This window comes from Pseudomonas putida, assembly GCF_005080685.1.
In the GTDB taxonomy this organism is placed as follows: Bacteria; Pseudomonadota; Gammaproteobacteria; order Pseudomonadales; family Pseudomonadaceae; genus Aquipseudomonas; species Aquipseudomonas putida_V.
Window position 1 is genome coordinate 745,419 of sequence record NZ_CP039371.1, and the last position, 21,132, is coordinate 766,550.

Sequence of the window (21,132 nt, forward strand, 5' to 3'; positions counted from 1 at the left end):
ACATTCCTGACCACACCGGTATCAGAACGATCTGAGCCCGTGCCACAAGAGCCAGGCCGATTAAACGAGGGGCGTGGCGATGGACGACACGATGTTGGCATACATGGTGTTCGCTGCCTCACATCCTGAGGCGCTTTCGCAGGTACAAGTGCTTACAGAAGCGGAGGCATTGGAGGCTGGCGAAGCACTCCCAGATCTGCGTGAAACCATGGCCGTACAGATCCTCAGTGCTGAAGCCAAGGCTCAGCGTAAAACCCTGGCCACGCTCGTTGAGGTGATTTTGGGCAAGGCCGTCATCGAGCCCGATGCGCCATCCACTAACCATGTCTCCAGCCTTGAGAAATACAACCGGATGCGAGATTTCGACGCGTCACCAGAGCCGTCTGGAAATCGTAAGCAGTCGAGCAGGAAGATTCAGGCCTTACAATTCTGCGTCCAGAAGCATGACGCCACACGGCTGCATTACGACTTCCGCTCGGAGCTCGATGGCACGTTGAAGAGTTGGGCGACCGTTACCGGCTGTCCGAAAAGCGTCGTTGTCGGAAATTGGCGCTCGCGTTGATGGGCTGCTCCGCTAAGGTCAGGTGATGTCTAAATGATACTAAAGTCATAGGATGGCTGACATGCGAATACGTGGTGATGTTTTCTGGAAGTGGGCTGACCCTGTGCTTCCCCATCGTAGCCATGATGAGACACTGGACAACGGAACGGTTATTGACGTACAGACGAGATTGTCGCGAACCGGGGCTACCCAGGTTTTTATCGGCGTCTATGCGGCCACTGGGATGCCACTCCACGAAGAAGCATTTGATGCTAGGCCAGGAGAATCGATGACCCGTGCACTGGCCTGGGGTGTAGGACGGGCCAGAAGGATTGCCAGTGATCCGCGCAGTAAAGTTGTTAATTATTAGCTCTGAAGACGTTGCCACACCTTTTCGTGGAAATAAAAGGCAACGGTATTACAAGCCGGCTCAATGATCGCAATCAGTCCGCCTGTCAATGCAGAGCCGGTGAGTAGGTAGGCGACGGTAAAGGCTATCGAGAAGTGTAAGACGCTAAAGCTCAACGTCTTCCATAGCGGCCCTTTAAGGCGGGAATGGCAGCAGTTGATATCGGAAAAGTCTTTCATATCGATTGGAGGCCCAACGGAAAGTAATGAGCCGTATCAACGCGATACGGCCTTTTCGAAATCAGCGTTTCGCTTCAACATCCGGAGTTGCAGAACGAGAAAGGAAGGCTTGTGTGATTTCTGGCAAATGCTCACCCAGCCATTTCGCCATGGCGATCTCTTCTTTGAGGATCGAACGGCACGCATCTGCCGTCAGCTCGTCGCCCGCGAATGTAGCCGCTTCTACGAGCACCGTGTAGGAAGCGATCTCTACGTTCTCGAACACGTAGCCAGCCATGGCGCCCTTGACCACTTCGTCGCTCATCGCCATGCCGCCAACAGCTTGGCCAAACGCCATGAGTTTGCCGGCCATGTCTTTCAGTTTCGATGTGCTTCCGCCAAGGCGCTCGATGCACTCCACTAGCCGACGCTGCTGTCCTTCGGTTTCTGCAATGTGCTGAACAATTCGCTCGCGAAGTTTGGGATAGTGCTCAAGTCGCTCTGCTTGCCCCTTCAGCATTGTCTCAGCTTGCTGTTCCATTGCGTGAGCATCACGCAGCCAATCCAGTAAGTTCTCGGTTGGAGTCGCCATGGTCAAATATCCTTTGTGAGGGAATTATTGGGAAACCGTCCTTTAGGAACTGTTCGTTTCAGACGATGAATGGTGTTGCGCACTAACTATTGGAGTCTATTTATTTTTATTTGCATGGAAAATCACTTTGAACTATTTCTGCGTGGCCGCCCGTCCTGAATGTTGAGCGTTGGTTAGCACGATGTAAGACGGAGCTCACTCCCAGCCATAGACGACGTTCACAAATAATTATGGGCGTTCGACTAGCCGCGAGGAGATAGCCATGTTTATCCATAACAAGCGCTTGCAATATACCGTGCGAGTAGCGCAGCCCAATCCAGGTCTGGCGAACCTGTTGCTCGAACAATTCGGTGGTGCTCAAGGTGAACTGGCGGCTGCTAGCCGTTATTTCACTCAAGCGTTGGCGGAAGACGATCCGGGGCGTAAAGACCTGCTCATGGACATCGCGACCGAGGAGCTCAGTCACCTGGAGATCGTCGGCTCCATCATCGTCATGCTCAACAAAGGGGCCAAAGGTCGCCTTGCAGAGGGCGTAGAAGAGGAGGGTGAGTTGTATCGAGCGATCAATGGTGCGGGCAACGACTCCCATATCACCAGCATCTTGTACGGTGCCGGCGCTCCGCTCACCAATTCGGCTGGCGTCCCTTGGAGCGCTGCCTATGTCGATACCATAGGCGAGCCAACAGCAGATTTTCGTTCGAACATCGCCGCTGAAGCGCGGGCCAAGATCGTCTACGAGCGTCTGATGAACGTGACTGATGACCCAGGCGTGAAAGAGGCGCTGGGCTTCCTCATGACGCGAGAGATCGCCCATCAGCTTTCCTTTGAGAAGGCGCTTCACGCCATTCAGCCGAACTTCCCCCAAGGCAAGCTCCCCGGCATGCCGGAGTTCACCAACAAGTATTTCAACATGTCCGGTGAGCCCAATGTGCGCGGCCCTTGGAACGAGGGCAGCGAGTGGGAGTACGTGGAAAATCCATCCGCAGCTGTTGATGGGGGAGATGGCACCGCTTCGGTGACGCTGACTCCTGCCGAGGCTGAAACGGTCGAGGCGATGAAGCTTCGGACGATGTCCGATCCAACCACCAACCCGGTCACCGGAGCGGATCTTGGCTCCGGCTTGATCAATGGCAAAGACTGAGCTGCCGGAGGCTTCATGAACACTCTGCGCAAGAAAGCCTCGCCACATCGCCTGGTTGGCGTTGAGCACCTCATGTGTCAAGCGTTGGCCGAATTTGAAGCTGAGTCCCGCTTGGCCTGTCGAGCTCTCCGTGTACGCATGGCCGTAATGACCTTCGGAGTCGGCTCGCTTCTACCGAACGACCTTCCCGGCGATGCGCCGGAAGTCGAGCGGCCAGAAACTTTTCTGAGTAACACCCTGCACTGATCACTACCGTCTAGGAGATAACCAATGGCTGCACGGAAAACTGTTGAAGACCTGTTTATCCACGAACTGTCTGACGTGTATAGCGCAGAGAAGCAGATCACCAAGGCGCTGCCTCGGTTGGCCAGGGCCGCCACCAATCCATTGTTGGCCGACGCCTTCACGTCCCACCTGGCCGAAACCCAGGGTCAGATCGAGCGCATCGACCAACTGGTGGAGTCGGCAGGCTTGAAGCTCAAGCGGATGAAGTGCGTTGCGATGGAGGGGCTGGTCGAGGAGAGCAAGGAGCTACTCGATGAAATCGAAAAAGGCGCGGTGCTCGATGCAGCGTTGATCGGGGCTTGCCAGAAGGTGGAGCACTACGAGATCGCCAGCTACGGAACGCTGATCGCCATGGCCAAGCACCTGGGAATGAAGGAAGCAGTGTCGTTGCTGGGCGATACCTTGGCCGAGGAAAAAGCAGCGGACGACAAGCTTTCTGCAATTGCTGAAGAAGGTGGCAACCAGGCGGCAACACTCGAAAAATGATGGCTGATGCCCGGTGCAGGATGCGCCGGGCTTGTACAGCGCTATCCATCCACCCAATTGGTGCATTCTCGACAACACTGTGTCAGGCGCTACGCTTCTGTGCAGTTTAGCGACGACGGTGCCTTGAAGTTGACGAACATCGCAGAGAGTCCACAATTTTGGGATCTGCATTAGCCGGCTTCAATGGCCCGCGACAAATTCAGCGACCTCGTCGTATTTCTAGCAGTGGCGCAGGAAAGACATTTTACCCGTGCGGCGGCCAAGCTTCGTGTTACACAGTCAGCGGTTAGTTACTCAGTGCGTCAACTGGAGTCCCGTCTGGGGGACAACTTGTTCAAAGGACGTTCTGATGCGGCTGCCGACGCAGCGGGCCAGTGAAGTCGGGCGCTTGCTACCGCATCAGTGGAGGCCTGCCGCTGCTTCATAGGCGGAGCTGAGCGAGCACATCCTCTGATGACATGACTTGGGCATATTCAGTGCCCAGTATGGCCAAGGCCAGCTCATAAACGGTTAAGGCGTCCCAACACGTTCCTTGCGGCCCGGTTACGGGTACAGCAGTCGTGGCATCCGCAGGAAGAATAATTTCGTACCCAAGCGCTTTCCCGGCCCGGATAGTGGCATCCATGCTGTTGTGAACCACAACGCCCGTCAAAACAATGCGTTTTACTTGCATATTTTTGAGAATGGCATCCAATTGGGTTCCTATGAATGCGCAGTTCTCATGCTTGATAATGACAATCTCGCCCTCTACCGGTGCCACTTCTTTCTTGATCCCATTCCAAGGGCCATGAACGTAATAGCTGGAGGTGGGATTTTCTTCATCATGCTTCACATGAAGGACAGGCCAGCCACTGGATCGCCAGTGCCAAAGAAGGCGTTGGATAACTGACAAATAGCCAGGGTGGCTTTTACCATTCCAAACAGGTTGATCGATAGCATCCTGAACATCGAGGATAATCAGGGGGATGCTAGGCGTATCCTTCATGCGAGGTCGTCTCCTTACGATGGAGGCTTAGTGTGCTGCAACGTATTCCCGTCAACAAGCAGCGCAGGCGCGCTAGGGTGCCGGTGCTGCAACGAGGCCACTAAGGACGGGCTGCTACCTGTCAGTGGATTCCGACCCAGCTCACGCAAGGTGCGTTGGGCGGACGCCTACTTTTTTCACCCCTTGGCTCAAGCTGAACCTCGGATTACTGGTTTCACCGCGCTTTGAAGCCCTTATACTGTCCGTTTGCCAACGGTCAAGGAGAGACTATGACGCCGACTATTTTCAAAGGTGATTGTTCTGCAAAATTTGCAGTGCTTTGCGTAGAAGGGCGGGTCTGATGCGCGTTGGAAGAATCATCGCGATGGTTGGAACCACGCTTTCGTTGATGACATGGCCGGTAATGGCATCAGCAGACCTATCGTCCCAGCCAGCAGAGCATTTCAGCCTGCAGCGAATTTCTGTGCAGGTTGAAGGTTCCGGCAAGGACGTCATATTGATCCCAGGCCTGGCATCGTCTCGAAAGGTATGGGATGACCTAGTCCCCAAATTAAGGCAAAGCTATCGCCTTCACCTGGTTGAGCTGGCAGGTTTCGCCGGGTCGCCTGCCGTATCCGAAACCAAGGGGAAAGTCATTGCCCCTGCGGTCGAAGAGATCGCTGACTACATCCACTCTCAGCGGATCAAGGCACCGGTGATCATCGGTCACTCTCTGGGAGGAGAGGCAGCTTTGATGCTTGGAGCTCGCCATCCCGATCAGGTGGGCCGATTGCTGATCGTTGATGCGCTTCCCTTTTACAGCTTGTTAGTCGACCCTTCGGCCACCACCGAAACTGCTACAGCGCCTGCTGCTGTGATGCGTGATTCGCTAATGGCTGCATCTGCTGAGCAAAACGAAGCCATGCAAACTGCATCCATCGCTCGGCTTGTTAAAAATGAAGCGTTTAGGCCAGGTTTGGTCGCTGACAGTATCCGCTCGGATCGCAGAACGGTGGCCGATGCTGTCTATGAATTGATGGTCACCGATTTGCGACCTGAACTCAGCCGCATCACCGTGCCGGTGGAGGTCGTGTACGCATATGACCCAATGTATGGCGTGCCTTCATCCAGCGTGGATGCGATGTTCCATCAGGCCTATACCTCAGCACGCGACATCCGGTTAAAGCGCATTGACGGCAGTTTTCACTTCGTAATGCTTGACCAGCCGGAGAAGTTTGCCCGCACCGCTCTGACATTTCTCAGCAAGTGAATCCCATTTGGCCTAACCCGCGATTAGCTGTTGCGCTTGGGTCGATATGTAGGCTGTAACCGAAAAAAATGCTGTACGAGTTAACTCAAGGAACTCGAATGAAGGGACAAAGGAAGGTCGTGTGGTCGCAGGTACTGCTCTCAATGCTGGGTATCGCTTTGGGCGCTGCCTTACATGGCTGGGGGATAGTCGGATTTTGGGGGATGATCACCATCATGATGATCCCGAACGTCGTTTTCATGGTCATGCAGGTATACGCGGAACGCTACAAGCAGGATATTGCGCGATGAAAATCGTTCCGACTTACCACCGCAAGCGGAGCGCGCAGCCCATGGAGGGGCGGAGGCGAGAGGATGGAAGCCCGGTAGGGCCGTGACCCTGGCAGCGCCAGGGGTGCGGTACACGACAGCCGCTCTCCCGAAGGGGGACTCGCCCAAGGCCCCATTCACTCAAAGCTGATGCAGGCGCTATTGGCTGGATCGGCTATTTGTAGGGGGTGGTGTAGCAGTTGAAGAGCGATGTACATGGGCACCGGTTGGATCGGTGATTTGAATGACATTACCGTGCTGCCAGCCATCCGCCTGTGGATCTGCATCAGGAATACGAATGTCAGCCCGCTCAGCTTTGGTTTTTGCAGCATCCACACCCAGGCGCCGATTGCGCTGTTCGACCATCGCCGGGTCTGCCTGCCCATCTGCGGTAAAGCCCATCATCAACTGCGGCACACCCACTGGCAGCGCTTTGTCCTGATCGGTGTGCCAGGTATGCCATGTCTTCCCATAGGTATGCGCCAGGCGCTCCATCAGGGCATGCTCAGCAGGCGCAGGAATGCCTGGAGCGATCAGCTGCCCAGAAGAGACCTCGTAACCATGGCTGTGCCACATCGCCTTCTCTTTGGGTGGCAACCCGGCAAAAAGCTTCTCGTCGATGATGTACTCGACGCCCATGATCTTCGCACCCTTGGTATTGCCGTCGAATATCACGCACTGAATGACATCCTCGTTGAGGATGGAGCAGTAATGGTGCGCTTCCATCTGCACGTCCGGATGGCCGTTGTAGAAGTGAAAGCCATCCAGGTAGGCATTGATGGCCTCAATGGGCGGCTTGGACTGCAGCGTCGCGGCGCCGGCTTCCAGCAGCTGGGTTTTAGCAGACTCGGGCCTGCCTGGTGTCTCCACAGGAGACTTCGTTTCGGGAGCGGAGCAGGCCCACAGCAGAGTGCAGGCGAGGGGAAGAGTTATCGTTTGGAATAGCTGTCGCATGAGAACGGCTCTGGCTGGTGTCCTTAGAGGACAGCCTTGGCCGATGAAGCGGACAGCCCAGCGGACGAATGGCCCGAGTCGATGAAGAATTTGCGGGCAAAAGAAAGCCCGCTGCTAGGCGGGCAAGGGAGCTTCTATCACACGTAGGGATAGCTAACGTTCCCACACCGTATGTGAAAAGGACGTGAATACACGCGACGGTGAAGGCGCTGTCTGTCCAACCCCGCATTTAAAGTGGATTTAGTCTAGCGGTTGCGCACGGTATCCAATGCAGGTGACCAGACGTTATGTCCGCAGCGTTCACACACGACTGAGTCTTGAGCTTCATGGAAGGTTGGGAAGCCGCAGCTGACACAGCAGTGCAAGCCAGCGTTCGGCGGCGCCAGGTACTCTGGACGATGTTCGACTGGTAGCACCGACAGCCCTGGCCGGGTGTCATCTGGCCCATAGAAATACAGACTGATATCGCCATCGGTTTCCAATAGGCCGAGTCGAACCTGGCCGAGATGCTCCACTCCTTGTTGGCGCAGCTCCATGAAGAGCTCGTTGGACGAGATGTTCAAATTCCGCAGCGAATGGATCTCGTACATTCCGTCCTTTACGACCGTGATGGGCAACCCATCGATCCAGGCCTCGCATGTTCTGCTGCGCCTCATCATGTAGACAGTTCCGCGATAGAGCAGCAAAAGCGTGAGGAAAACCAATGCGACCGGGAGGAGGGGTACATCTTCGTAAAAGGTAACATCGCCTGCGGCTGAGCCCAAGGTGAGGATCACCACGAGCTCGAAACGGGACAGCTGCCTAATTCCGCGTCGACCACTGAATTTCAGAAAGAAGAATACGGCTAGAAACGCCGCTGAAACGCGGAGAGCGACCTCTAGTAGAAAGGTCAGTGGGAACTCGCCAATGAGCATCCGCTGCAGGTCAAATGAAACCATTTGCCGTAACCCATCCTTCGCAATCTCCTGTTACGGGTTGACCCGCATTTCGCGTTCTTGGTTCAGGGGTGGTGTCAGCGAGACACCTAATCTTGGTTGTTGCTAGGAAGCCAGGGAGGCTGGAGACTTGAATTGACATGATTGCCTTTGGCAATGATATGATTGCTAAAAGCAAGCATTGAGACTGGTCATGCATAACACCTTGCGGGAGCGCGCAGACGTCATCCGCTCATTCAATCGTTTTTATACGCACCAGATGGGGTTGCTCGACGAACATCTGCTTCGATCAGAGTTTTCCCTAACTGAAGCTAGGATCCTATTTGAGCTTGGCGCAGGTCGCCCACTCACCAGCGTTGATCTTAGGAGTCACCTCAGCCTAGATGCTGGGTATATGAGCAGGGTAATAACAGGCCTGGAGAAACGTGGCCTGATTGAGAAGGTACGCTCTGACCAAGATGCTCGAGCTTACGAGATCCACCTGACCCATGAGGGACAGAGAACCCTGGCATCGCTTGAGGAGGTATCTCGAGACGCGGTGATGGCCCTAATTGAGCCTCTGTCCGAGCCCCAGCAGCGGCAACTGACTGAGGCAATGAAGCAAATTGAAGGGCTTCTTGGTAAAGCAGATCGCTCCTACCTACTACGTGATCCCCAGCCTGGCGACATGGGGCTGGTCGTTCAGCAGCAGGCCGCACTCTACTCAGGTGAGTACGGTTGGAATTCTGAGTTCGAGGCCTTGGTGGCTGAGATCGTGGCGAAGTACCTCCGTGAATTCGACCCCACCCGCGAGCGTTGCTGGATCGCAGAGCAGAGCGGCCACGTGGTGGGATCAATTTTCGTCGTTCGGCACGACGAGAACACTGCCAAACTGAGGATGTTGTACGTCGACGCTCGTGCGAGAGGCCTGGGTATTGGTAAGCGCCTGGTTGATGAGACACTACGATTCGCTCGTCAGGCTGGTTACAAAAGGATGATCCTCTGGACGACCAGCAATCTCACGACCGCCCGTAAGCTCTATCAGGGGGCCGGTTTTGAGCTTATTGAAGAGGAGGAGGTCAACAGCTTCGGCAAAGATTTGATTAGCCAGACCTGGGCTCGCGATCTCTAGCTGTCTTCAGCTTGTCCGGGCTGCATTGACCAACTGACGAGAAAACGCTTAACTGTACGAATATACAGTATAGGCGTTTTCGTCATGGTCACCATCCTCGGCCCCCTCGAACCAAGCGGTGCGGAACTCCCGCTCTTTGCCTTTCATGTCCCGGCAGGTTTTCCTTCGCCAGCAGCTGACCATCTCGAAAAACGCATTTCCTTGGATGAGCTGCTCGACGTCCGGGCGCCGCACATATACCTGGTGCGTGTTGAGGGCGACTCTATGATCGGTGCCGGCATTTACCCGGGCGACCTCGTGATAGTGGATCGCTCCATCGAGGCTGAGCCAGGCCACATTGTCATCGCCGCAGTGAACTGCGAACCGCTCTGCAAACGCCTTGCCCGTGACGGTAGTCAAGTGGTGCTTAAATCGGAGAATCCGCGCTACCCATCAAGGTATCTGCTGGAGGGTGAAGAGCTTCAGGTATGGGGTGTTGTCACCTTTAGCGTGCGCAGTCATGACAAAGCCTGAGCGAGTCTTCGCCCTCATCGACTGCAATAGCTTCTATGCCAGTTGCGAGCGCGTATTCCGCCTCGACATTCGCAACAAGCCGGTAGTGGTGTTGAGCAACAACGACGGCTGTGTAATCGCTCGCTCAGCGGATGCCAAGCCTTTCGTGAAGATGGGTGAGCCGTACTTCCAGATAAAGGACAAGCTCCGTAAGCATGGCATCGTGGCGTGCTCGTCGAACTATGAGCTCTACGGCGACATGAGTGAGCGCGTCATGACTGTCATTGAGTCCATGGTGCCGGCAGCTGAGGTCTACAGTATCGACGAGGCCTTCGCTGAGCTCACGGGTATGTCTGGAGATCTAGAGCGGCTGGGCAGGCAGATTCGAGCCGAGGTATACCGGCGCACGGGCATCCCAGTCGGCGTCGGTATTGCCTCGACGAAGACCTTGGCGAAGCTAGCCAATCATGCTGCCAAAAAATGGCAGAGCCATACCGGTGGCGTTGTAGATCTGCGCGATGAAGTGAAGCGCAACTGGGTTCTCAAGAAATGCGATGCGGGAGACGTCTGGGGTATCGGTCGTCGCCTTTCCGCCCACCTGGCGGCAATGGATATCCGCACTGCTTGGGAGCTGGCCCATGCCGACGCCTGGTCGCTCAGAAAGCAGTTCAGCGTGGTAGTGGAGAAGACAGCCAGGGAGTTGGCCGGCACCGCCTGCCTCGAGCTGGACGAGCCTGACCCACCCAAAAAGGAGATCTGCTGCAGCCGCATGTTCGGTACCCGCCTCACCGAACTGGCCCCAATCAAGGAAGCGGTGGCCACCTACACGTCCAGGGCTGCCGAGAAGCTCCGTGCCCAGCAGTCACTTTGCAAACGACTACGGGTGAGCATCCGCACTGGCATGTTCAATCCGGAAGAGGCGAAATACGCCAACGGTGTCTTGGTCGAGCTACCGTATCCAACGGACGACACGCGTTTGCTGACAAAGGCAGCGCAGGAGGGCGTGGAGCGAATATTCCGTGAGGGTTTCCGCTACAGCAAGGCAGAGGTGTTGCTGCTCGACCTCAGCCAGCCTAACGAGGTTACCGGTGACCTGTTCGCGGCAGCACAGCCGGTGGCGAGTGAGAAGCTGATGGGCGTGCTCGATGCGGTGAATGGCAGGTGGGGTAGGGGAACGATGCGGTTGGCTAGCGTGCCTGTAGATCCTAGCTGGGGTATGCGTCGAGAGATGATGAGCCAGAGCTTCACAACGCGTGTGGATGAGCTCTGGACGGTTTACTGCAAATAGGGTGGTAGTACCTGAGCAAGGCCAGGGATTTCATTTCTCTGGCCCTGATCAACCTCATCGGTTGTCTTCAGTCATGCCGCTATCTTCGTCTTGTACAGCTTGCGAAGCTTCGTTAAGGTCGCTCTGGTCATTGTCGGACTTTGGCCCAGTGGAATGGCCGCCCGTACCGCCTTGATGAACTGCACTGCCGGCTCCTTGTTGATCACCTTGGTGGTTGCCACTTAAGCCCTGGCCGCCTCCTTGGGATTCATGTTGCCGTTCCATGTTGGACTGGCCACCTGGCATCTGTCCGCCTCTTTGTCCTGGCTCAGATGGCCGGTGTGCATCGTTCTCGAAGCCATCGGGGTTGTTCTGAGTGCTGCCGCCTTGCTGGCCAGTCTTGTCTTGATCGTTTGTCATGATCTCGCACCTCGTCGGTTCACACAGGGGAACCTGTGTTTATTTCGGATGCTGGGCGGAATCGGCTGGATTCCTTTACTTCTGTATTAGCTGACAGAGGGCGCGAAAGGTCTCCAAGCGCAACGTATTGCACAATAAAGGTCGCTGCTACGTGAATGATAAATTGCGAAGGAATGTCCGATGATGGCATTTGGCCTGGTTGCGAGATAAGCTCGGGCTTCAGATTATTCAAGGAAGACTATGAACAGGTTCATTGCTGTCATTGGGATGTGCTTCTTGCTCGGTGCATGCGCCACGTCCCACTACACCGCTGGGCGCGACTTCCCATCGGCGGGTGTAGCGAGCATCACCAAAGGAAAGACCACGACAACGGAGCTGAAAAATATGTTCGGTGAGCCATACACGAAGAGTGCTGTGAGCGAGACCGATGAGAAGTGGATCTACACGTACACTTCTGGCTCTGCCCATGCGCAGAGCTATGTTGTGACGATGAAGGTCACCACCACCGGTACGCAGAAGACGTTGGATGTGCTCATCCGCGATGATGTAGTCATCAACTACACATTCAGCGAAGGGCCCGCTCCTGGTAGCAGTACAGCCACCTATTGATGAGGGAGGCACCTGATTGGACAGAACGTATGCCTTTGTTGATGAGTCAGGTAACTCTGACCTAGACACATCCAAGGCTGGGAGCTCTGGCTTCTTTGTGGTTTGCTCCATCCTTGTGGCTGAGAAAGACCTGCAGGCCGCCTACCAGCGTGCCGAGGAGCTTCGGCGGCAGCACTTCCAGACAGGCGAAATCAAGTCCAGTAAGGTGCGTGCGAAGGATGCTCAACGACGCGTTCGTATCCTTACCGACCTGGCGAAGCTTCCGATCAAGCTCTATTTCGTGGTGGTGGAAAAGGAGCGCATCTACAAAGATGGGGGCCTGCAATTCAAAACCTCATTCGTAAAGCATATCAACGGATTGCTCTACAGCCGGCTTTTCAGGAACTGCCGCAATCTACAGATGACAGTGGATGAGCATGGCGGAGTTGAGTTCCAGCAGAGTCTGAAGGCCTACGTACAAGATCGCTACGTCGATGATCTCTTCGGGGATGACCATGCGTTCCAGACGAAATCCAGCAAGGATGATGTCCTGATTCAGGTCGCTGATTTCTTCGCGGGGTCTGTAGCCCAGATCTATGAGGAGAAGACTGTTGGCGATATTGCTGAGGTCTATAAAACGATCCTTCGCGAGCAGACCCTCGGCCTTCTGGAGTGGCCACCCAAGTTCAATTCGCTGCTTGCTCCGCCGATGGATGAGTCCAGCTACGCGGACTACCAGGTGCATCAGGAAGCTCTCCGGCAAGCAGAACTTTTCGTCGAAAAGGCCGGCCAACACCCGGACGAGGACGAGCGTCTACAGGTCAGCATCCTGGATTACCTGAGATTTCAGAGTGAGTTCGTCACGAAGGATTACATCCCTACAGCCGCGATCTTGGCCCATCTCGGTGACAAAGGCTTTGGCGATCTCTCCGAGCAGCGGGTCAGATCAAGTGGTATTGCGAAGCTGCGGGACGCCGATGTCATCATCACAAGTACGTCCAAAGGCTACAAAATCCCGCAGACAAGAGCCGACATCAATGACTTTTTGGAGATGGCATCTGGCGTGGTCGTGCCATTGCTTGAGCGTGTCAAAAAGGCCCGTGAGGTCTATAAGCTGAGTAGTCGTGGTGAGTACGATATCATCAAGGTGTCCAGGCTTATGGATCTGGAGAAGCTCCTATCCTCACTTGATGCCTTCGCCCCAGACAAATGATTGATAAGGCCATGCATAATTTCCTTGTCTCGAGAAGTTTCCAGGCTAGTTAAACCGAACGAAGATCCAGCACCAACGTCCTATTAAAGGACATCGCTCGCGGGATGCTTTAGGATGTTCCGCCTGTTTCCCTTAACTTTGAGGATCGAATATGTCTCGTCTGGCAGAGTTTCGTCAGCTTGAACAGCAACTCGCAGCACAACTCGCAGAGCTGGAAGCGCTGAAAGGTAGCTCCGAACTGCAGAAAGAAATCGAATTTGAAACCAAGCTTCGTGACCTGCTTAACAAGTACGGCTACAGCTTGCGCGACATCATCAACATCCTCGATCCGCAGGCCAGCCGCCGCACCGCTGCTCCTGCTGCAGCTGAAAAGGCCCCGCGTCGTGCGCGGCAGGTGAAGCAGTACAAGAACCCGCACAACGGCGAAATCATCGAGACCAAGGGCGGCAATCACAAGCTGCTCAAAGAATGGAAAGCCGAGTACGGCTCTGATGTGGTGGAAGGCTGGCTCGCCCAGTAACGCGCTCCACAGGTGGTTTGCTAAAGCCCCCTCACGGGGGCTTTTTCTATTGTGATGCTGTCAGGTGATACACCTGAGCGACTCATCACCCCCAGCGAAGGCCTGCCTCGTTCCAGCAACTGATCTGGTCTCATCGCAGGCGCATTTCGTCCGCAGTACCTATGCAGCCAGACATTTTCCGAATACTGTATGCACATACAGTAATAGGGAGTGCCGCCATGACAGGCACCAATCTGCCCGTAATGTCGATCCAAGAGTGGCGGCAGCTACTCAACGACACCGAGGCCCTGCTTCTCGCACCTAAGAAACATCACAGGGAGCTTCTGCATCACGCATATGCGCTACGTGATACGCATGCCGTAGACTCAGGAACCTTGGCTGACATGTTGGAGCTCGCCGACGAAGCATTGATGTACGCCCATTCCGTCCAGGCTGATCAGCATTGGTAGGCTAAACACAAGCCTTGATGGCATCGCGTCGTGTGGGATCGCTATGGCGAAAGGGAGGGATCATGAAAAGAGATCTGAGCAAGGTGCTCATGCCCGACCATCCGCTGTACACCGAGGCTGTGGAGGCGCTGAAGGTTTACCATCAGGCCCAGGCTGATGGAGTCGTGGGGATTGAGCTCGAGCGTCTGCGGTTGATGGCTGAGCATCGTTTTCAGGCTGTCACCGACTACCAGTTGCATGCTCTTGGCGGGCCCGCTGAAAAAGATCATTAACAGATGGCCTACCTGAGACTGATCTCCTGCAGCAAAGTGCAGAATTTGCCTTTTGCTCGCGGCTCAGCGGCAACTTGGAGAAAGGCATGAGGCCCACTGACGCGATACGAGGAAAGGAAGCGGACATCCGGCGCCTCATCGAGGCCTATGGCTTCATTGAGCCCAAACTCTTCGGCTCTGCTGCTCGAGGCGATGATCACGAAGGGAGTGACCTTGATCTGCTCGCCATCATCCCTCCAGCAATGGCCGGCAAGATTTCCTTGTTCGACATCGCCGAGCTCGAGGATGAGCTCCAGGCCATGGTGGGGGTGCCAGTCGACTTCCACGTCTGCAACAACATGCCTGAGCACCTCAGGCAATCCATTGAGCGTGAGATGGTTACGCTGTAGCTGTGAACATGCTTGCGATGATCCTAGCGTCAAGCAGGGCATGGTGAGGCAGTTCTTCCCCATCGTTCGTCGCGGTCAGGGTCGTGGCATCAGTGGGGAAATTCCTCACGTTCTGGGGCCATTTCCCATCGTCATAGGCGAGCTCGCAGAACAGCTCCCAGTCGTAGGCAGGTACGTCTGTGACAATCTCGAGCTCTTCGTCATAGGTTGCCAGCAACCGCAGGAGCGCCGCTCTGGCCTCGATGATTGGCATGGCGTACTCACCACCCCACAACTGCGGCAGTACGATCTCTATCACGAAATCACTGCAGTCTTCTTCTCGCCACGCGTCGATCACTTCCACGTAGAATTCCCGGCGATCCTGGCCAACAAGAGCCAGGGAGATCAGCTTTGCCTGCGCGGTGAGCTGAGTAAACTCACAATCGAGAAAGATCCTCATTTGTTGGAACCTCTGCAATGACTAGGGCCCGCCTGAAATTGTCCCAGGAAGGCTGCCTGTGGGAAATCGCCTTGGCGTTTCTCGGCCCCGAAAAGCTGTGGGAAACGATTGTAGATCTGTGGGACGGAGCGAGCCCTCCCACAAGGCCGACCGTCGAGCACCTGTCGACCGACACGCTACCCGCAGATGTCGTGAATATACTGAAAATTGCCCAGGTGCGAGTCGGGGCCCTCGTTCCGGATCGCGTGCCTGTACCAGGTGTTGTCACGTTGTACGCCCGGCACGCCAATGACCTCGCCGATGGGATCCTGGCAAGACTGCCGAGAGGCGAGCTCACCCGTACCTTGCGGGGATCGCAGTTAGAAGTCGAACTTGGCCTGTGACGTCCACCTGCGGCAGGGAGAAGTGATGTGACGATTGATCATCGGCTGCGGAGGCTGGAGATCGCGAGGCGCAGAGCGCTGTGGGCACTTGCCGATCTACAGCCTGGAGATGCCCGCGCTGAAAAGGTGCTGGCTGAACTCGACGAGGTTGACCAGGGCCTGCAGGACATCGTGAGTGGTGATCAGCTCTACGCCCAGGAGCTCGTCAATGTCGTCACCACGAAGCTCCACAACGGCATTCAGCTGGTTGTCGAGGACAGCATCCCCGAGCCATGGCTGCAGCGCTTCCAAGCGGCGAGTGTTGGCTCTACACGCCTGGCAGAGGGGCCCTATCTGCGCGACTTCGAGAAGTTCGTGGCCGTGTGGCACCAGGAACTTGAGCACCTGAACGCCCATCGCAGCAAGAGGTCGCGATGAAGAGAACGATCCTGGGTATGGCAGAGGCCGGCGAGCCGCTCTTGCAGCAGGCTCTTCATGCCATCCGGGCCCATCAGTAGGCTGTGGATGAAGGGCGACCAGCCGAGGAGGTCGAAAGGCTCCGTCTTGAGGCTGATCACCTGTATCAAACCGTCATCGACTACCAGTTGCTCCTATTGGGTAGGGTGGTTCAAACCCAGCACTGATAGTCCGCCTGAGTGGTTGGGCCTCGCCGAGTTATGAGGCCGTATTGCCACCAAGTTCTGACTGCCCGGAGGAGGGCGGATCAGGCAGCAAACAAAGACTTAACTCCATCCTTCAAGAATGACCAGTTGCTGATAACCAGCGAGATTGCTGTGGAAATCAGGATGCTGAGGATGGCCCACTTCACCGTAGCCTTAACCCCTGACTTACCCTCCTCTTGGACAGGTCGAATGATATTTTTATAGATGTGCTCATAACCCTCTGACACCACGCGGATGCTATCGAAATGGCTCTGAATCTCGCGCAGTGGGCCGGACAACGGCTTGAGGAGTTCGTTTGATGCTACGTGTTTGTTGACCTCATCTATCTGACGCTTCGTGTCGCTGATTCGATTGGTCAGGGCGCTGGGATTGAAAGTCAGGATGTCGGTGATGCGCTGATCCAGGGCGACGTATTCCGTTTCAATCTTCTCAGCCAATGCTGCGACGTAGCGGTGAGTGCCGTCGTCGACGAAACAGATGATAATTGGCTTGAAGCCATCCTCACCAATTTCCGAGTAGTCGACCACTCCAGCTTGATCGAGCTTGTAAAGCAGATACTCCAGTGCATTCCAGTTGCCTACAAGGCTACCCAGATCAGCCGTGACATCGGAATTGTTGAAGTCAACGCCTCCTTTTTCGTCCGCATGGCGGATTAGGCAGAGCAGAATTCTGAGCTCTTGCAACGTTGTGATTTGGTCATCCATTGTTGTCATGTAAACCGGTGTACTCAGCTTGCAAAGATGATGGCCTGAACCTGTAAGGCCTATCTCTGATCAATGTGAACAGAGCGAACAGAAGCGGCCAGGCGCCAGGCCGGGTTTATCGCACACCCCGAGCAAAACGCCTAGATGGCGTGGCCTCATCCAACGGGCAGAACCGCTACATTCAGAACGGAACCGCCTGAACAAAGGTCACCATCCTTTTCGGGTCAGAAGCGCAAGCGGAGCGCGCCGGCCCGGAGGGCCATAGGCGAGAGGATGGAAGCCCGCAGGGCCAAAACCGGGCACTGCCAGGGTTTGGTGCACGACAGCTGTCCCCGGAGGGGCGAGCCAGCAAATTTGCGGATTCAAGAAATCCCTGGAGCCCTTGCCACGCCTGACTTACAGCGAGAAAGTATTCTAGTTTTTCGGATTTATTTGCGGATTTTTCCGCACACCGTGCGCATGTCACGGCGCTTCAGGCGGCACAAGCTTGCAGGCCGGCTTACCGTTCTTGGTGATCACGAACGAGTGCCCCTGCTGCAGGAGCTTCATGATTCTCCGGAAACGCCGTCTTGCCTGCGTTGCGCTGATCACCTGCATGCTGAAGCCTCCCATGGCGAAGAAGGTATGCACGGAGTTGAAGGTGGCCAGCATCCGAAGCCAGCCACCCCCCAGTTCACTCACATTTCAGGATGGATGTCGTCGAAGAAGTTGACGTTCAGCTCGATCTCCAAGGTGCCGAATCGGGCCAGCAGATCATCTCGCAGAGCTCCCTCGGCATACGGCTCAACGTCCACCCAGTAGCTGTAGATCATCCCGTCATCCGAGGTGTTCGCGGTTACTTCGGCCTCTGCCAGAAGCTCCGCATCCTCCAGCGATATCTTCAGCTCATTGGCCAGCGCTTGCGCCATGCTCATGCTGGGGCGGTGCTCCTCGCTTTCAGCGACCTGCTGGTGCTCCATGTACTCCCATTCAGTCCTGCGATCACGGTCTGCATCCGTTTCGCTCCCGGTGATGGAAATACCGTCTTCCTGGGGATTCCACGCGCACTTGGACACCCATTCCACGAACACTTGGACAGTGATTCCACGCTGACTTGGACACCCATTCCACGAACACTTGGACACTGATTCCACGAGCACTTGGACAGTGAGCGCTCACTGATCAGCCCCAAGCTCAGGCAGGCAGCAACGCAGGACTATTCACTACCATCGACCTCTTTTTCGAAGCGAAGAGGTCGTCGTGGAGCGTTTATCCATGCGTAAAATCCGAGAGGTACTACGCCTAAAGTTCGACGCCGGCCTGTCCGTGCGCAAGATCGCCGCAAGCCTGCAAATCAGTAGCGGCAGTGCTGGCAATTACCTGCACCGGTTCAACGCCTGCGGGCTGACTTGGCCAACGTCATTGTCGGATGCCGAGCTAGAACGGCTTCTGTTCCCACCGGCCCCAACAGTACCCAGCGATCAACGCCCGATACCAGACTGGGCATGGGTGCACACCGAACTACGCCGCCCCGGCGTAACCCTGGCCCTGCTCTGGCAGGAGTACCGGCTCAGCCACCCGCAAGGCTTCCAATACAGCTGGTTCTGCGAGCACTACCGCTTGTGGGCCGCCAAGGTCGACGTGGCCATGCGCCAGGAGCACCGCGCCGGCGAGAAGTTGTTCGTCGATTACGCGGGCCAAACCGTACCGGTCATCGACCGGCAGACCGGTGAAATCCGCCAGGCCCAGGTTTTCGTCGCCGTTCTCGGTGCATCCAGTTACACCTTCGCCGAAGCCACCTGGTCACAAACGCTGCCTGACTGGCTGGGCTCGCATGCGCGCTGCTTGGCATTTTTGGGGGCGGCCCCACAGATCCTAGTGCCCGACAACCTGCGCAGCGGTGTCAGCAAGGCGCATCGCTACGAGCCCGACATCAACCCCAGCTACCGCGACCTGGCCGAGCATTACGGCATCGCCGTCGTGCCTGCCCGTGCGCGTAAGCCCAAGGACAAAGCCAAGGTCGAGGTCGGCGTCCAGGTGGTTGAACGCTGGATCCTGGCGGCATTGCGCAACCGCCAGTTCTTCTCGCTGGGCGAACTCAACACCGCTATCGCACTGCTGCTGGATCGGCTCAACCACAAGCCCTTCAAAAAGCTGCCCGGCTCACGCCGGTCGGCCTTCGAAGCCATCGACCAACCTGCGTTGCAGGCCTTACCGGAACAGCCCTACGTCTACGCTGAATGGAAAAACGTACGCGTCCACATCGACTACCACGTCGAAGTGGACGGCCACTTCTACTCGGTGCCGTACCAACTGGTGAAGCACCAGCTCGAAGTGCGCCTGACCGCCCAGACCGTCGAGTGCTTCCACGCGAACCAGCGTGTGGCCAGCCACCGCCGCTCGCCGCACAAAGGCCGCCACACCACGCAAACCGAGCACATGCCCAAGAGCCACCGCGAGCATGCCGAATGGACGCCACAGCGACTGATCCGCTGGGCCGAGCAGACCGGGCCCAACACCGCTGGTGTCATCGCCCACATCCTCGAACGCCGAATCCATCCGCAGCATGGCTTTCGCGCATGCCTGGGCATCCTGCGCCTGAGCAAACAGCACGGCGAAGCGCGGCTGGAGGCCGCTTGCCAGCGTGCGCTGGCACTGGGCGCGTGCAGCTACAAAAGCCTCGAATCGATCCTGCGCCAAGGGCTGGAACGGCTGCCGCTGGCCCAGCAAAACCTGCCCCTGCTGCCCGACGAACACACCAACCTGCGCGGCCCTGGCTACTACCACTGACCTGAACAAGGAACCTTGAAATGCTACCGAACCCCACCCTGGACAAGCTGCAAACCCTGCGCCTGCACGGCATGATCAAAGCGCTGAGCGAGCAACAGGCGACGCCTGACATCAACGACCTGAGCTTCGACGAACGCCTCGGCCTGATGGTCGACCGCGAGCTGACCGAGCGTGAAAACACACGGCTGACGACCCGCCTCAAGGCTGCTCGGCTGCGCCACAACGCCTGCCTGGAGGACATCGACTACCGCAGCCCTCGTGGGCTGGACAAGTCGCTGATCCTGCAACTGGGCAGCGGCCAATGGCTGCGCGATGGCCTGAACCTGATCATCGGCGGCCCCACGGGCGTGGGCAAAACCTGGCTCGCCTGCGCCCTGGCCCACAAGGCCTGCCGCGATGGTTACAGCGTGCGCTACCTACGCCTGCCACGCCTGATGGAAGAGCTGGGCCTAGCCCACGGTGATGGGCGCTTCGCCAAACTGATGACGGGGTATGCCAAGACGGACTTGCTGATCCTGGACGACTGGGGCCTGGCGCCGTTTAGCGCAGCGCAACGGCGCGACATGCTCGAACTGCTGGACGACCGCTACGGCAGCCGCTCGACGTTGGTGACCAGCCAGATGCCGGTGGACAAATGGCATGCACTGATCGGCGATCCGACCCTGGGCGATGCAATCCTCGACCGGCTGGTGCACAACGCTTATCGGATCGAACTGAAGGGTGAATCGATGCGTAAACGCACGACGAAATTGACGGTGGCAGGGGCTTCAGACTAACAATGCAACCCTGCGTCGCTGCGCTCCGACTGCCTGTCCAAGTGGACGTGGATCAGGTGTCCAAGTGCGCGTGGAACGAGTGTCCAAATGAGCGTGGGCTGGGTGTCCAAGTGTCGTGGAATCCGCAGTCTTCCCCGAGCGACCACCTGCCGTCCCGCCGAATCAGGTCAACATCCGCCTTGAGGAAGAAAACCCTGCCGTAGTACACACGGTCAGGATCCTGTTTGCCTTCCCAGTCGATAGACATGCCCAACCTGAGTACGCCAGTCGCATCGTCATAGGCGGCTGACTCCACCTCGCTTTCACCGATGGTGAACTCACTGGCGTTAGTCTCGTCCATCGCGCCGGACAGCATGTGATTCAGCTCTTGATCCAGCTCGGAGAACACATCGTCCTCGTCAATCGCGTCCTTGAAATCACGCACGCCAAAGGCGGCGAGCATCAGCCGAGGATCCGTGGGGTTTCGCCGGGCGACGACAACGAGCTCGTGGTACTCCTCGAACCCTGCCTGACGCGCAAGCGCTTCTTGGGCAGCAGAAAGCTTCATGTCGTGTTCACGAGCATGCTGCTTGGCTTGCGATTTGATGATGCTGATAGGGGAAAAATCGGACATAGCAAAGTCTCCAAAACCATTC

At 56.5% G+C, this 21,132-nt stretch carries 31 protein-coding genes and 2 pseudogenes; 22 read left to right on the top strand and 11 right to left on the bottom strand.

Features of this window, described 5'->3' with window-relative positions; all coding sequences use genetic code 11:
* Window positions 1-79: 79 nt before the first annotated feature.
* Together E6B08_RS31035 and E6B08_RS31040 are read left to right on the top strand one after the other, a co-directional pair.
* Window positions 80-520 (top strand): annotated as a pseudogene (locus E6B08_RS31035) (DNA polymerase ligase N-terminal domain-containing protein); the annotation flags it as partial.
* Between the two features lie 103 nt (window positions 521-623).
* Window positions 624-911, top strand: coding sequence for a hypothetical protein (locus E6B08_RS31040; RefSeq protein ID WP_029886733.1), 288 nt, complete (start codon window positions 624-626; stop codon window positions 909-911).
* On the opposite strand, the gene E6B08_RS03660 is transcribed toward E6B08_RS31040, so the two are convergent.
* Together E6B08_RS03660 and E6B08_RS03665 are read right to left on the bottom strand one after the other, a co-directional pair.
* Entirely contained in the window at window positions 908-1,129 is a 222-nt protein-coding gene (locus E6B08_RS03660) for a DUF2061 domain-containing protein (protein ID WP_009681421.1), read from the bottom strand. The two genes, E6B08_RS31040 and E6B08_RS03660, sit on opposite strands and share 4 nt — an antisense overlap.
* A gap of 61 nt (window positions 1,130-1,190) precedes the next feature.
* Entirely contained in the window at window positions 1,191-1,700 is a 510-nt protein-coding gene (locus E6B08_RS03665; protein WP_029886732.1) for a ferritin-like domain-containing protein, read from the bottom strand.
* Between the two features lie 262 nt (window positions 1,701-1,962).
* On the opposite strand from E6B08_RS03665, the gene E6B08_RS03670 reads away from it, so the two are divergent.
* From E6B08_RS03670 to E6B08_RS03685, 4 genes are all read left to right on the top strand, one after another.
* Window positions 1,963-2,841, top strand: coding sequence for a manganese catalase family protein (locus E6B08_RS03670; protein WP_029886731.1), 879 nt, complete (start codon window positions 1,963-1,965; stop codon window positions 2,839-2,841).
* A gap of 15 nt (window positions 2,842-2,856) precedes the next feature.
* The gene (locus tag E6B08_RS03675) at window positions 2,857-3,087 is read left to right on the top strand and encodes a hypothetical protein (RefSeq protein ID WP_136912788.1); all 231 of its coding nucleotides are present in this window, start codon (window positions 2,857-2,859) and stop codon (window positions 3,085-3,087) included.
* A 24-nt stretch (window positions 3,088-3,111) separates the two neighbouring features.
* On the top strand, window positions 3,112-3,612 hold the full coding sequence (locus tag E6B08_RS03680) for a ferritin-like domain-containing protein (protein ID WP_009681418.1): 501 nt from the start codon (window positions 3,112-3,114) through the stop codon (window positions 3,610-3,612).
* 183 nt (window positions 3,613-3,795) lie between these two features.
* Complete coding sequence (locus tag E6B08_RS03685) at window positions 3,796-3,990, top strand: helix-turn-helix domain-containing protein (protein ID WP_080709236.1); 195 nt, start codon at window positions 3,796-3,798, stop codon at window positions 3,988-3,990.
* Between the two features lie 43 nt (window positions 3,991-4,033).
* Here E6B08_RS03685 and E6B08_RS03690 read toward each other — a convergent pair whose 3' ends face one another.
* Window positions 4,034-4,597: an isochorismatase family protein gene (locus E6B08_RS03690; RefSeq protein WP_059394583.1), complete on the bottom strand. Its 564-nt coding sequence runs from the start codon at window positions 4,595-4,597 to the stop codon at window positions 4,034-4,036.
* 340 nt (window positions 4,598-4,937) lie between these two features.
* Between E6B08_RS03690 and E6B08_RS03695 the strand changes: the two genes are divergently transcribed.
* Together E6B08_RS03695 and E6B08_RS03700 are read left to right on the top strand one after the other, a co-directional pair.
* Window positions 4,938-5,846, top strand: coding sequence for an alpha/beta fold hydrolase (locus E6B08_RS03695; RefSeq protein WP_136912789.1), 909 nt, complete (start codon window positions 4,938-4,940; stop codon window positions 5,844-5,846).
* Between the two features lie 98 nt (window positions 5,847-5,944).
* A complete protein-coding gene (locus E6B08_RS03700) occupies window positions 5,945-6,136 on the top strand; it encodes a hypothetical protein (protein ID WP_136912790.1) in 192 nt (63 codons plus the stop codon).
* 177 nt (window positions 6,137-6,313) lie between these two features.
* On the opposite strand, the gene E6B08_RS03705 is transcribed toward E6B08_RS03700, so the two are convergent.
* Window positions 6,314-7,108, bottom strand: a complete 795-nt coding sequence (locus E6B08_RS03705) for an OBAP family protein (RefSeq protein WP_136912791.1) — start codon at window positions 7,106-7,108, stop codon at window positions 6,314-6,316.
* A gap of 245 nt (window positions 7,109-7,353) precedes the next feature.
* Window positions 7,354-8,046, bottom strand: a complete 693-nt coding sequence (locus tag E6B08_RS03710) for a DUF421 domain-containing protein (protein ID WP_039612654.1) — start codon at window positions 8,044-8,046, stop codon at window positions 7,354-7,356.
* Between the two features lie 190 nt (window positions 8,047-8,236).
* Between E6B08_RS03710 and E6B08_RS03715 the strand changes: the two genes are divergently transcribed.
* The 3 genes from E6B08_RS03715 (at window position 8,237) to E6B08_RS03725 (ending at window position 10,934) form a co-directional block, all read left to right on the top strand.
* A complete protein-coding gene (locus E6B08_RS03715) occupies window positions 8,237-9,154 on the top strand; it encodes a bifunctional helix-turn-helix transcriptional regulator/GNAT family N-acetyltransferase (RefSeq protein ID WP_136912792.1) in 918 nt (305 codons plus the stop codon).
* 84 nt (window positions 9,155-9,238) lie between these two features.
* Window positions 9,239-9,667 (top strand): LexA family protein, encoded by a 429-nt coding sequence (locus E6B08_RS03720; RefSeq protein ID WP_136912793.1) that lies wholly within the window; start codon window positions 9,239-9,241, stop codon window positions 9,665-9,667.
* Complete coding sequence (locus tag E6B08_RS03725) at window positions 9,654-10,934, top strand: Y-family DNA polymerase (RefSeq protein ID WP_136912794.1); 1,281 nt, start codon at window positions 9,654-9,656, stop codon at window positions 10,932-10,934. The genes E6B08_RS03720 and E6B08_RS03725 overlap by 14 nt, the downstream gene beginning before the upstream one ends.
* 54 nt (window positions 10,935-10,988) lie before the next feature.
* On the opposite strand, the gene E6B08_RS03730 is transcribed toward E6B08_RS03725, so the two are convergent.
* Window positions 10,989-11,333, bottom strand: coding sequence for a stress-induced protein (locus E6B08_RS03730; RefSeq protein ID WP_136912795.1), 345 nt, complete (start codon window positions 11,331-11,333; stop codon window positions 10,989-10,991).
* A 240-nt stretch (window positions 11,334-11,573) separates the two neighbouring features.
* Here E6B08_RS03730 and E6B08_RS03735 point away from each other — a divergent pair, with 240 nt between their 5' ends.
* From E6B08_RS03735 to E6B08_RS03760, 6 genes are all read left to right on the top strand, one after another.
* On the top strand, window positions 11,574-11,942 hold the full coding sequence (locus E6B08_RS03735; protein ID WP_136912796.1) for a hypothetical protein: 369 nt from the start codon (window positions 11,574-11,576) through the stop codon (window positions 11,940-11,942).
* Between the two features lie 16 nt (window positions 11,943-11,958).
* Window positions 11,959-13,134, top strand: coding sequence for a DUF3800 domain-containing protein (locus E6B08_RS03740; RefSeq protein WP_136912797.1), 1,176 nt, complete (start codon window positions 11,959-11,961; stop codon window positions 13,132-13,134).
* Window positions 13,135-13,285: 151 nt separating this feature from the next.
* Window positions 13,286-13,654 carry a histone-like nucleoid-structuring protein, MvaT/MvaU family gene (locus E6B08_RS03745; protein WP_104444417.1) on the top strand — a complete coding sequence of 123 codons (369 nt, stop codon included), beginning with the start codon at window positions 13,286-13,288 and terminating at the stop codon, window positions 13,652-13,654.
* Between the two features lie 218 nt (window positions 13,655-13,872).
* A complete protein-coding gene (locus E6B08_RS03750) occupies window positions 13,873-14,103 on the top strand; it encodes a hypothetical protein (RefSeq protein ID WP_136912798.1) in 231 nt (76 codons plus the stop codon).
* 62 nt (window positions 14,104-14,165) lie between these two features.
* Entirely contained in the window at window positions 14,166-14,375 is a 210-nt protein-coding gene (locus E6B08_RS03755; RefSeq protein WP_136912799.1) for a hypothetical protein, read from the top strand.
* Window positions 14,376-14,461: 86 nt separating this feature from the next.
* The gene (locus E6B08_RS03760) at window positions 14,462-14,764 is read left to right on the top strand and encodes a nucleotidyltransferase family protein (protein WP_136912800.1); all 303 of its coding nucleotides are present in this window, start codon (window positions 14,462-14,464) and stop codon (window positions 14,762-14,764) included.
* On the opposite strand, the gene E6B08_RS03765 is transcribed toward E6B08_RS03760, so the two are convergent.
* On the bottom strand, window positions 14,754-15,203 hold the full coding sequence (locus E6B08_RS03765) for a 3'-5' exoribonuclease (RefSeq protein ID WP_136912801.1): 450 nt from the start codon (window positions 15,201-15,203) through the stop codon (window positions 14,754-14,756). The genes E6B08_RS03760 and E6B08_RS03765 overlap by 11 nt on opposite strands.
* Before the next feature lie 17 nt (window positions 15,204-15,220).
* Between E6B08_RS03765 and E6B08_RS03770 the strand changes: the two genes are divergently transcribed.
* The 3 genes and pseudogenes from E6B08_RS03770 to E6B08_RS31045 all read left to right on the top strand — a co-directional run bounded on the left by E6B08_RS03770 (window position 15,221) and on the right by E6B08_RS31045 (window position 16,209).
* A complete protein-coding gene (locus tag E6B08_RS03770) occupies window positions 15,221-15,586 on the top strand; it encodes a hypothetical protein (protein WP_136912802.1) in 366 nt (121 codons plus the stop codon).
* Window positions 15,587-15,613: 27 nt separating this feature from the next.
* The gene (locus tag E6B08_RS03775; protein ID WP_136912803.1) at window positions 15,614-16,003 is read left to right on the top strand and encodes a hypothetical protein; all 390 of its coding nucleotides are present in this window, start codon (window positions 15,614-15,616) and stop codon (window positions 16,001-16,003) included.
* Window positions 16,000-16,209 (top strand): annotated as a pseudogene (locus tag E6B08_RS31045) (hypothetical protein). Before E6B08_RS03775 ends, E6B08_RS31045 begins: the two are co-directional and overlap by 4 nt.
* An 80-nt stretch (window positions 16,210-16,289) precedes the next feature.
* Here the strand turns inward: E6B08_RS31045 and E6B08_RS03785 are convergent.
* The 3 genes from E6B08_RS03785 to E6B08_RS03795 all read right to left on the bottom strand — a co-directional run bounded on the left by E6B08_RS03785 (window position 16,290) and on the right by E6B08_RS03795 (window position 18,022).
* The gene (locus E6B08_RS03785) at window positions 16,290-16,952 is read right to left on the bottom strand and encodes a hypothetical protein (RefSeq protein WP_136912804.1); all 663 of its coding nucleotides are present in this window, start codon (window positions 16,950-16,952) and stop codon (window positions 16,290-16,292) included.
* A gap of 462 nt (window positions 16,953-17,414) precedes the next feature.
* A complete protein-coding gene (locus E6B08_RS03790; RefSeq protein ID WP_238349282.1) occupies window positions 17,415-17,603 on the bottom strand; it encodes a type II toxin-antitoxin system Phd/YefM family antitoxin in 189 nt (62 codons plus the stop codon).
* Window positions 17,604-17,629: 26 nt separating this feature from the next.
* Window positions 17,630-18,022, bottom strand: coding sequence for a hypothetical protein (locus E6B08_RS03795; protein ID WP_238349283.1), 393 nt, complete (start codon window positions 18,020-18,022; stop codon window positions 17,630-17,632).
* Window positions 18,023-18,206: 184 nt separating this feature from the next.
* On the opposite strand from E6B08_RS03795, the gene istA reads away from it, so the two are divergent.
* The gene (gene istA, locus E6B08_RS03800; protein WP_136912805.1) at window positions 18,207-19,721 is read left to right on the top strand and encodes an IS21 family transposase; all 1,515 of its coding nucleotides are present in this window, start codon (window positions 18,207-18,209) and stop codon (window positions 19,719-19,721) included.
* A 20-nt stretch (window positions 19,722-19,741) separates the two neighbouring features.
* The gene (gene istB, locus E6B08_RS03805; RefSeq protein WP_136912806.1) at window positions 19,742-20,497 is read left to right on the top strand and encodes an IS21-like element helper ATPase IstB; all 756 of its coding nucleotides are present in this window, start codon (window positions 19,742-19,744) and stop codon (window positions 20,495-20,497) included.
* Window positions 20,498-20,549: 52 nt separating this feature from the next.
* On the opposite strand, the gene E6B08_RS03810 is transcribed toward istB, so the two are convergent.
* Window positions 20,550-21,110: a hypothetical protein gene (locus E6B08_RS03810; protein ID WP_192938614.1), complete on the bottom strand. Its 561-nt coding sequence runs from the start codon at window positions 21,108-21,110 to the stop codon at window positions 20,550-20,552.
* Between the last annotated feature and the right edge of the window lie 22 nt (window positions 21,111-21,132).

What these genes read in the sequence shown, in the direction of transcription:
- E6B08_RS31040 (WP_029886733.1), top strand. Translation starts at nt 624, where the DNA reads ATGCGAATACGTGGTGATGTTTTCTGGAAGTGGGCTGACCCTGTGCTT.
- E6B08_RS03660 (WP_009681421.1), bottom strand. Translation starts at nt 1,129, where the DNA reads ATGAAAGACTTTTCCGATATCAACTGCTGCCATTCCCGCCTTAAAGGG.
- E6B08_RS03665 (WP_029886732.1), bottom strand. Translation starts at nt 1,700, where the DNA reads ATGGCGACTCCAACCGAGAACTTACTGGATTGGCTGCGTGATGCTCAC.
- E6B08_RS03670 (WP_029886731.1), top strand. Translation starts at nt 1,963, where the DNA reads ATGTTTATCCATAACAAGCGCTTGCAATATACCGTGCGAGTAGCGCAG.
- E6B08_RS03675 (WP_136912788.1), top strand. Translation starts at nt 2,857, where the DNA reads ATGAACACTCTGCGCAAGAAAGCCTCGCCACATCGCCTGGTTGGCGTT.
- E6B08_RS03680 (WP_009681418.1), top strand. Translation starts at nt 3,112, where the DNA reads ATGGCTGCACGGAAAACTGTTGAAGACCTGTTTATCCACGAACTGTCT.
- E6B08_RS03685 (WP_080709236.1), top strand. Translation starts at nt 3,796, where the DNA reads ATGGCCCGCGACAAATTCAGCGACCTCGTCGTATTTCTAGCAGTGGCG.
- E6B08_RS03690 (WP_059394583.1), bottom strand. Translation starts at nt 4,597, where the DNA reads ATGAAGGATACGCCTAGCATCCCCCTGATTATCCTCGATGTTCAGGAT.
- E6B08_RS03695 (WP_136912789.1), top strand. Translation starts at nt 4,938, where the DNA reads ATGCGCGTTGGAAGAATCATCGCGATGGTTGGAACCACGCTTTCGTTG.
- E6B08_RS03700 (WP_136912790.1), top strand. Translation starts at nt 5,945, where the DNA reads ATGAAGGGACAAAGGAAGGTCGTGTGGTCGCAGGTACTGCTCTCAATG.
- E6B08_RS03705 (WP_136912791.1), bottom strand. Translation starts at nt 7,108, where the DNA reads ATGCGACAGCTATTCCAAACGATAACTCTTCCCCTCGCCTGCACTCTG.
- E6B08_RS03710 (WP_039612654.1), bottom strand. Translation starts at nt 8,046, where the DNA reads ATGGTTTCATTTGACCTGCAGCGGATGCTCATTGGCGAGTTCCCACTG.
- E6B08_RS03715 (WP_136912792.1), top strand. Translation starts at nt 8,237, where the DNA reads ATGCATAACACCTTGCGGGAGCGCGCAGACGTCATCCGCTCATTCAAT.
- E6B08_RS03720 (WP_136912793.1), top strand. Translation starts at nt 9,239, where the DNA reads ATGGTCACCATCCTCGGCCCCCTCGAACCAAGCGGTGCGGAACTCCCG.
- E6B08_RS03725 (WP_136912794.1), top strand. Translation starts at nt 9,654, where the DNA reads ATGACAAAGCCTGAGCGAGTCTTCGCCCTCATCGACTGCAATAGCTTC.
- E6B08_RS03730 (WP_136912795.1), bottom strand. Translation starts at nt 11,333, where the DNA reads ATGACAAACGATCAAGACAAGACTGGCCAGCAAGGCGGCAGCACTCAG.
- E6B08_RS03735 (WP_136912796.1), top strand. Translation starts at nt 11,574, where the DNA reads ATGAACAGGTTCATTGCTGTCATTGGGATGTGCTTCTTGCTCGGTGCA.
- E6B08_RS03745 (WP_104444417.1), top strand. Translation starts at nt 13,286, where the DNA reads ATGTCTCGTCTGGCAGAGTTTCGTCAGCTTGAACAGCAACTCGCAGCA.
- E6B08_RS03750 (WP_136912798.1), top strand. Translation starts at nt 13,873, where the DNA reads ATGACAGGCACCAATCTGCCCGTAATGTCGATCCAAGAGTGGCGGCAG.
- E6B08_RS03755 (WP_136912799.1), top strand. Translation starts at nt 14,166, where the DNA reads ATGAAAAGAGATCTGAGCAAGGTGCTCATGCCCGACCATCCGCTGTAC.
- E6B08_RS03760 (WP_136912800.1), top strand. Translation starts at nt 14,462, where the DNA reads ATGAGGCCCACTGACGCGATACGAGGAAAGGAAGCGGACATCCGGCGC.
- E6B08_RS03765 (WP_136912801.1), bottom strand. Translation starts at nt 15,203, where the DNA reads ATGAGGATCTTTCTCGATTGTGAGTTTACTCAGCTCACCGCGCAGGCA.
- E6B08_RS03770 (WP_136912802.1), top strand. Translation starts at nt 15,221, where the DNA reads ATGACTAGGGCCCGCCTGAAATTGTCCCAGGAAGGCTGCCTGTGGGAA.
- E6B08_RS03785 (WP_136912804.1), bottom strand. Translation starts at nt 16,952, where the DNA reads ATGGATGACCAAATCACAACGTTGCAAGAGCTCAGAATTCTGCTCTGC.
- E6B08_RS03790 (WP_238349282.1), bottom strand. Translation starts at nt 17,603, where the DNA reads ATGCTGGCCACCTTCAACTCCGTGCATACCTTCTTCGCCATGGGAGGC.
- istA (WP_136912805.1), top strand. Translation starts at nt 18,207, where the DNA reads ATGCGTAAAATCCGAGAGGTACTACGCCTAAAGTTCGACGCCGGCCTG.
- istB (WP_136912806.1), top strand. Translation starts at nt 19,742, where the DNA reads ATGCTACCGAACCCCACCCTGGACAAGCTGCAAACCCTGCGCCTGCAC.
- E6B08_RS03810 (WP_192938614.1), bottom strand. Translation starts at nt 21,110, where the DNA reads ATGTCCGATTTTTCCCCTATCAGCATCATCAAATCGCAAGCCAAGCAG.